The sequence below is a fragment of the Streptomyces sp. N35 genome, from assembly GCF_016464295.1.
Classification (GTDB): domain Bacteria; phylum Actinomycetota; class Actinomycetes; order Streptomycetales; family Streptomycetaceae; genus Streptomyces.
This window is the reverse complement of the sequence record NZ_JAEIMH010000166.1, coordinates 1-6,352: the sequence shown is the minus strand read 5'-3', so window position 1 is coordinate 6,352 and position 6,352 is coordinate 1. Positions and strand designations below refer to the sequence as shown.

At 70.6% G+C, this 6,352-nt stretch carries 6 protein-coding genes and 2 pseudogenes; 4 read left to right on the top strand and 4 right to left on the bottom strand.

What is annotated here, in order from left to right:
• A partial coding sequence (locus tag JAO81_RS41265; RefSeq protein ID WP_199553151.1) for an ROK family protein occupies positions 1–256 on the top strand: 256 nt, incomplete at its 5' end.
• Positions 257–461: 205 nt separating this feature from the next.
• On the opposite strand, the gene JAO81_RS41260 is transcribed toward JAO81_RS41265, so the two are convergent.
• Entirely contained in the window at positions 462–1,283 is an 822-nt protein-coding gene (locus JAO81_RS41260) for an EamA family transporter (RefSeq protein WP_199553150.1), read from the bottom strand.
• A 48-nt stretch (positions 1,284–1,331) separates the two neighbouring features.
• Positions 1,332–2,873 (bottom strand): AMP-binding protein, encoded by a 1,542-nt coding sequence (locus JAO81_RS41255; RefSeq protein WP_199553149.1) that lies wholly within the window; start codon positions 2,871–2,873, stop codon positions 1,332–1,334.
• Between the two features lie 141 nt (positions 2,874–3,014).
• Here JAO81_RS41255 and JAO81_RS41250 point away from each other — a divergent pair, with 141 nt between their 5' ends.
• The 3 genes from JAO81_RS41250 (at position 3,015) to JAO81_RS41240 (ending at position 5,364) form a co-directional block, all read left to right on the top strand.
• Positions 3,015–3,890 (top strand): LuxR C-terminal-related transcriptional regulator, encoded by an 876-nt coding sequence (locus JAO81_RS41250; RefSeq protein WP_199553148.1) that lies wholly within the window; start codon positions 3,015–3,017, stop codon positions 3,888–3,890.
• Positions 3,891–3,996: 106 nt separating this feature from the next.
• Entirely contained in the window at positions 3,997–4,647 is a 651-nt protein-coding gene (locus tag JAO81_RS41245) for a LysE family translocator (protein ID WP_199553147.1), read from the top strand.
• 108 nt (positions 4,648–4,755) lie between these two features.
• Positions 4,756–5,364 carry a hypothetical protein gene (locus JAO81_RS41240; protein ID WP_199553146.1) on the top strand — a complete coding sequence of 203 codons (609 nt, stop codon included), beginning with the start codon at positions 4,756–4,758 and terminating at the stop codon, positions 5,362–5,364.
• Between the two features lie 9 nt (positions 5,365–5,373).
• Here the strand turns inward: JAO81_RS41240 and JAO81_RS41235 are convergent.
• Both JAO81_RS41235 and JAO81_RS41230 read right to left on the bottom strand, forming a co-directional pair.
• Positions 5,374–6,118: pseudogene (locus JAO81_RS41235) on the bottom strand (transposase).
• Positions 6,119–6,225: 107 nt separating this feature from the next.
• Positions 6,226–6,352 (bottom strand): annotated as a pseudogene (locus JAO81_RS41230) (IS5/IS1182 family transposase); the annotation flags it as partial.

Genomic DNA, 6,352 nt, shown 5'->3' with positions numbered 1-6,352 from the left:
GGCCTTCGACCGCGCGGGCAAGGCGCTCGCGGCGGGAATCGCGGGCACGGCCACGCTCGTCGAGATCGACCTCTGCGTGATCGGCGGCGGGGTGGCCGCGGCGGGCGACCTGTTGTTCGGCCCGCTGCGACGGCACTTGAAGACGTACGCCGCCCTGTCCTTCGTCGGCCATCTGGAGACCGCGGCGGGGGCTGGGGGGACCGGGGCCGGCCTTGTGGGGGCGGCTGCCGCCGCGGGGCAGCTCCTGGAGGTGTGAGGCCGCCCCACTGCCGTACGGCGAAGGCGCCGCCGCCGTACGGACGGAGGCCTCACCGCCGTACGGACGGAGGCCTCACCGCCGTACGAGCGGAGGCCTCACCGCGCCGTACGAGTGGAGGCCTCACCGCCGTACGAGCTGAGGCCTCACCGCCGTACGAGCTGAGGCCCCGCCGCCGTACGAGCCAAGGCGCCGTCCTCGCTGCTCACCCCAGCGCGAGCAGCACCGTGGCCACCAGCGCTCCCCAAAGGCCCACCATCTGACGGCGGTTGACCCGCTCGTGCAGGACCGCGAGTCCCAGGATCACCGGGATCGCCGGGTACAGCGAGGCGAGCACCACGGCCACCGCGAGCATCTGCTGCTGTGTGGCCAGCAGGTACAGGCTCAGGCCGAGCGCGGCGCCCGCGCCGATCGCGAAGGCCTGGACGCCCTGCACCGCCGGCACGCGGAGCCGGCGTACCGCCGTGGGAAGGAGCACCACGACGGCGACGAGGCGGCCCGCGGCCACGGCCCACAGACCGCTCGACGCGTCCGCCTGCGCAAGGGCCAGGTACTGCAACGCGACGCCCGCACTCGCGAGCAGTCCGTCCGCGACGCCCCGGCCGGGGGCCGCCTGCCGGGAGCCGCCGGAGACCAGCCACAGGGCGGGCGCCGTGACCGCGATGCCCGCCCAGGCCAGCGGGGTCGGGCGGTCGTGCAGGACCACGACGCCGGCGAGTACGGACAGGACCACCGAGGTCACGGCGCTCACCGGGACCACCACGCTCATGTCACCCCGGCTCAGCCCGCGGTTGAGGAACCACATGGCGAACGCGCTGCCCACACCGGACAGCGCGCCCCACACCAGGTCGCCCTGGGACACGGACGGTGCGGGCACCACGAGGGCGGCCGCGACAGCGAACACCAGACCGCCGACCTGGCCGAGGAACGTGACCGTCGCGAAGGGGACACGACGCGACAGGACCCCGCCGGCGTAGTCGACGAGACCGTAGAGGACGGCGGAGGCCAGTGCGAGGAGAGCGCCCATCCGTTCAGGTGTGCTCGGTAAGTCGGGTTCGAAGCCCGGCTCGGGCGATCAGTTGATCTGGCGTGACCGGCCTTCCCAGTACGGCTCGCGCAGTTTGAACTTCTGGATCTTGCCCGTGGCCGTACGCGGGATCGACTCCCGCAGCTCCACCGAGGTGGGCGCCTTGTAGCCCGCGATGCGCTCCTTGCAGTGGGCGATCAGCTCGGCCTCCGTGGCTGTCGCTCCTTCCTCCAGGACGACGAGTGCCTTGATGGTCTCGCCCCACTTCGGGTGCGGTACGCCGATCACCGCCACCTCGGCGACGGCGGGGTGGCCGAAGAGGGTGTCCTCGACCTCGATCGACGAGACGTTCTCGCCGCCCGTGATGATCACGTCCTTCTTGCGGTCGGAGATGGTGAGATGGCCGTCGCTCTCGTCGATCACTCCGCCGTCGCCTGTGTGGAACCAGCCGCCCTCCAGAGCCGCCTCGGTCTCCTCGGGCTTGTCCCAGTAGCCGTCGAGGACCACGTTCGACCGGGCGAGGACCTCGCCGGAGTCCGCGACTTGGAGCCGTACGCCCAGAGCGGGAAGGCCCGCGCGGGACAGCTTGCGGGCGCGTTCCTCGGCGGGCAGGGCGTCGTCCTCGGGCCGGGTGCGGTTGAAGGTGAGCAACGGGGAGGTCTCGGTGAGTCCGTAGATCTGGGTGAACTCCCAGCCCAGTTCCTCCTCGACGCGCTGGATGGTGCGGCTCGGCGGCGGCGCGCCCGCGCAGACGAGACGCACCTTGTCGCGGCCCGGGATCTCGCCCTGCCAGTCGGCCGCCGCGCCGAGCACCGCGTTCCACACGGCGGGCGCTCCGCACATCAGCGTCACCCCGTGCTGTTCGACCCGGCGCAGGATCTCGGTGCCGTCGACCTTGCGCAGCACGACCTGCTTGGCGCCGAGCCCGGCCATCACGAACGGCATGCCCCAGCCGTTGCAGTGGAACATCGGCAAGGTGTGCAGATAGACGTCCCGCTCCCAGGCGCGGGTGTGCAGGCCGAAGGTGAGCCCGTTGACCCAGATGTTGCGGTGGGTGAGCTGAACTCCCTTGGGGCGTGCGGTGGTTCCCGAGGTGTAGTTGATGGTGGCGGTCGCGTCCTCGTCCGGCCGTGCCCAGGGCCGCGGCTCGACGCCGAAGCGCATCAGCTCGCTCTCGGTCTGCTCGCCGAGGACGAAACGGTGCCGTGCCTTCACCGAGGACAGCGCGTCGTCGAGCTCCGGGTCGACGAGGACCGCCGACGCGCCGCTCTGCCGCACGATGTACTCGGTCTCCTCCGGCTTCAGGCGGAAGTTGACGGGCACGCAGATCCGCCCGCTCATCGGCACCGCGAACAGCAGCTCCAGCATGCGTGCGGAGTTGTGGCTGACGACGGCGATCCGCTCGCCCTCCCGTATCCCGAGCGCGTCGAAGCCCGCCTGCCAGGCGCGCACCCGCTCCCCCAGGCGACCGTAGGTCGACTCCGGTACGACGGGCGCCGGCTGGTCCGGCTCGTCGATCACACCGGGACTGTTCGCGAAGCCCGCCTCCGCCCGGTGGAGAAAGTCCGCGACGGTCATCGGTGTCCGCATGATGTGTCTCCTGTGATCCGGTATCCGGTGCATTCGGCCCATCCCTACGTAGCATCCTGTGCTCAGAGGCCTCGGTAAAACCACCCCCTCAGCAGGGACGGAACCGGGCCTCCACGGGGCGAGCACGGAAGGCGGGCAGCAGTGACGGGGTACGAGGGACGGGGAGCCGAGGCGTACGAGCTGCGCTCGGCCCTGGTGCGGCTGCGCCGGGACACCGGGCTTCCGGTGGCGCTCGGCGGACTGGTCTACGACCGGCTCGGATCGCCGCCCGCGCCCTCGCGGCAGCGCGGGCGGCTGCGTATCGACGAGGTGAGCGGCACGGTCTCGGGCACCCTCAAGGGCGTGGCGGTCAGCACGGGTTCGGGGCTCGGCGGCAAGGCCGTCGCGCTGTCGCGCCCGTGCGCGGTGGTCGACTATCAAGAGGCGCGGCACATCAGCCATGAGTACGACGCGCTGGTCGCCGCCGAAGGGCTGCGCTCGGTGCTCGCGGTGCCGGTGATCGTCCGCCGCAAGGTGCGCGGAGTCCTGTACGGGGCGCTGCGCTCGGCGCAGCCGCTCGGCGAGCGGATCCTGACGGCGGCGGTCGCGGCGGCCCGGGATGTGGAACAGGCCCTGGTCGTACGGGACGAGGCCCATGACCTGTTGGTGGCCGCGCGCGAACCCTGCGTCGGAGCGGATGCCTGGGAACGGGTGCGTGAGGCGCACAGCGCGCTGCGTGCGCTCGCGCCCAGGATCGAGGATCCGCAGCTGCGCGCCGAACTCACCGAGGCCTACGGCACGCTGGCGGCCGCGTCCGAACCCGCCGTGCGTCCGTCGCCCGAAGTGCGCCTGGCACCGCGCGAGGTGGATGTGCTCGCCTGTGTCGCGCTCGGTGCGACCAACGCGGCGGCGGCCGAGCGTCTGGGGCTCGGGGCGGAGACCGTCAAGGGCTATCTGCGCTCGGCGATGCGCAAGCTGGGGGCGCATTCGCGGTGGGAGGCGGTGGTGGCGGCGCGGCGGGCGGGGTTGCTGCCGTGAGTGCCGGCTCTGTGCCGGGGCCGGCGCGTCCGCTCCGTAAGACCCTCCCGTCGGGCCCTGACATTCGCGTACGCACGTCACCTAGCATCGCGGCGGGGGTGAGGACATGGTGTCCATGGACCGTCTGCTCGCGTTCGCCGCGATGTCGCTGCTTGTGATCGTGATCCCGGGGCCGAGCGTGCTGTTCGTGATCGGACGGGCGCTGGCGCACGGCCGGCGCACCGCGCTCGCGACCGTGGCCGGCAATGTGGTCGGCTCGTATCTCCTTGTCGTCGCGGTCGCGTTGGGTGTCGGCACGCTCGTGGAGCGCTCGGCCACGGTGTTCGTGACGGTGAAGCTCGCCGGCGCCGCGTATCTGATGTACCTGGGCGTGCAGGCGTACCGGCACCGCAAGGAGATGAAGGCCTCGGCGATGCAGGCCTCGGGTGAGGGCGCGGCGCGGCACGGGGATCTGCGGACCGTGCTCGACGGCGTGATCGTGGGGGTGACCAACCCGAAGGGGATCGTCTTCTTCGCCGCCGTACTGCCGCAGTTCGTGGACCACTCCGCGGGCGGTCTTCCGGGTCAGATGCTGATCCTCGGCCTTGTGCCGATCTGCATCGGCCTCGTCACCGACACGGCCTGGGGCCTGACCGCCTCCGCCGCCCGCGGCTGGTTCGCCCGCTCCGACCGCCGCCTGTCGATGATCGGCGGTGCGGGCGGCTTCGCGATGATCGGACTCGGGGTGACGGTGGCGGCGACGGGACGGGCCGACTGAGCGGCCGACCCTGTAAGGCCGTGTATCGAAAGTGGCTGGTAGCGGACCTGGGGGGCACCTTCGAGAATCCTGTAGCTGCTCGTTCGCGCACCTGCGATGGTGTCCGTCATGGATTCCGAGCCGCGCACTGATCTCACGCGTCACTATGACTCAGGGCGCTGGTTGGCTCGGTTCGCAGGCCGGATGCTCGTGGTCTGTCCACGATGCGAGGGCTGTGCTCTCGTAATCCTCCGGCCTGGCCTTTCTGATCCCAGATACTTCAGCGAGCTCCTGTTCCAGCCGCGTCGTCTGGCTTGTGGAGGGTGCGGTGCCGTCGCCGACTGGCAACCTGAGGCGCAGGGGGCTGGTCTGGTCGGCGCGGTGCTGGGTGGTAGTGAGGATCCGTTCTTTCAGCGGCCTCTGTGGTTGCAGACCCGTTGCGCCGGTCGCATCTTGTGGGCCTATAACGAGGAGCACGTCGACGAGCTGTCCGCCTATGTTGGGGCGCGATTGCGAGAGCGTGGTGGCGTGCGGCCGACGATGTCGATGTTCGCTCGGCTGCCGGCATGGATGAAGGTGTCGGACAATCGCGCGGAGGTGCTGGCCGGCCTGGAAACGCTGCGGGCGCTGGCCGAACGGATGGCACCTGCCGACCGCTCCGATGCCGCGCTCGGGCGCGGTGATCGTCCCCGAGCGCACAGGAGTAGGTACTTCCCGGGTGGCCCTTATGAGTCTTGAAGGCCCTGGTCACAGCCATTCGTTGATGGTTGCGATCAGGACGGTTGCCTCGTAGCGGACCGCGAGCTTGTCGTATCGCGTGGCGACCGCCCGGTGTCTCTTGAGGCGGTTGATCCCGCACTCGACCGCGTGGCGCTCGCGGTAGTCGCGGGTCGAACTACGGCGGCCGACCGCCGCGGGAGCCGAGCTTCCGGCGGTTGCGCGCCTGGTCGGTCTTGTCCGGGGTAATGCAGCGGATTCCGCGGCGGCGCAGGTAGGCGCGATTCTTGCGGGAGGCGTAGGCCTTGTCGGCCCGCACGCGATCGGGCGAACGCGGGCCGGCCCGGCCCGATGCGGGGCACACGGACTTTCTCCAGCACCGGTTCGAACTGCGGCGAATCCCCGCAGCTTGGTGGTGAACCCGCCGCGCGAACATCCCAGCCCGTGATCATCGGACTCGGTGAACACGCCGCCCGGTGGCTCCTTCTGCAAGTCGCCCTGCTTGCAGGCCCCGGCCCCATGCTGGGGGGCGCGGCACATCGTGGAGTCGACGCACAGGTCCCACACGATCGCGCACTTCGCGTCGGCCAGGGACTGCAGGCGGCCGTACTCGACGGGCACGTCCCGCCACGGCACACCGGTCCGGACCCGGAACCGTATGCCGTCGATCAACTGCCGCCGGGACCAGACGGGCGGGCAGTCCCGGCTTCGTGCCCTTCGGCAACAACACGGTCGGCACCGCCCACTGCTTGTCTGTGAGATCTCCCCGCGCCATGAACCATGATCACCCATAGCTCAAGAGCCATTCTCGATACACGGCCTAAAGGCTGTTGCAGAAGGCTGTATTAGGGCAGGTCAGGGCCGGTTCGTGGGGTGTGGTGGTCATGTCGCCAGGGCGAGGTTGTGCATGTGGGCGACGGCTCGGACCGCGTGGTGGTGGCCGTCACCGTGTTGCCGGCAGTCGCGGAGGATCTTGTAGGTCTTCATCCGGGCGAAGGTGTGCTCGACG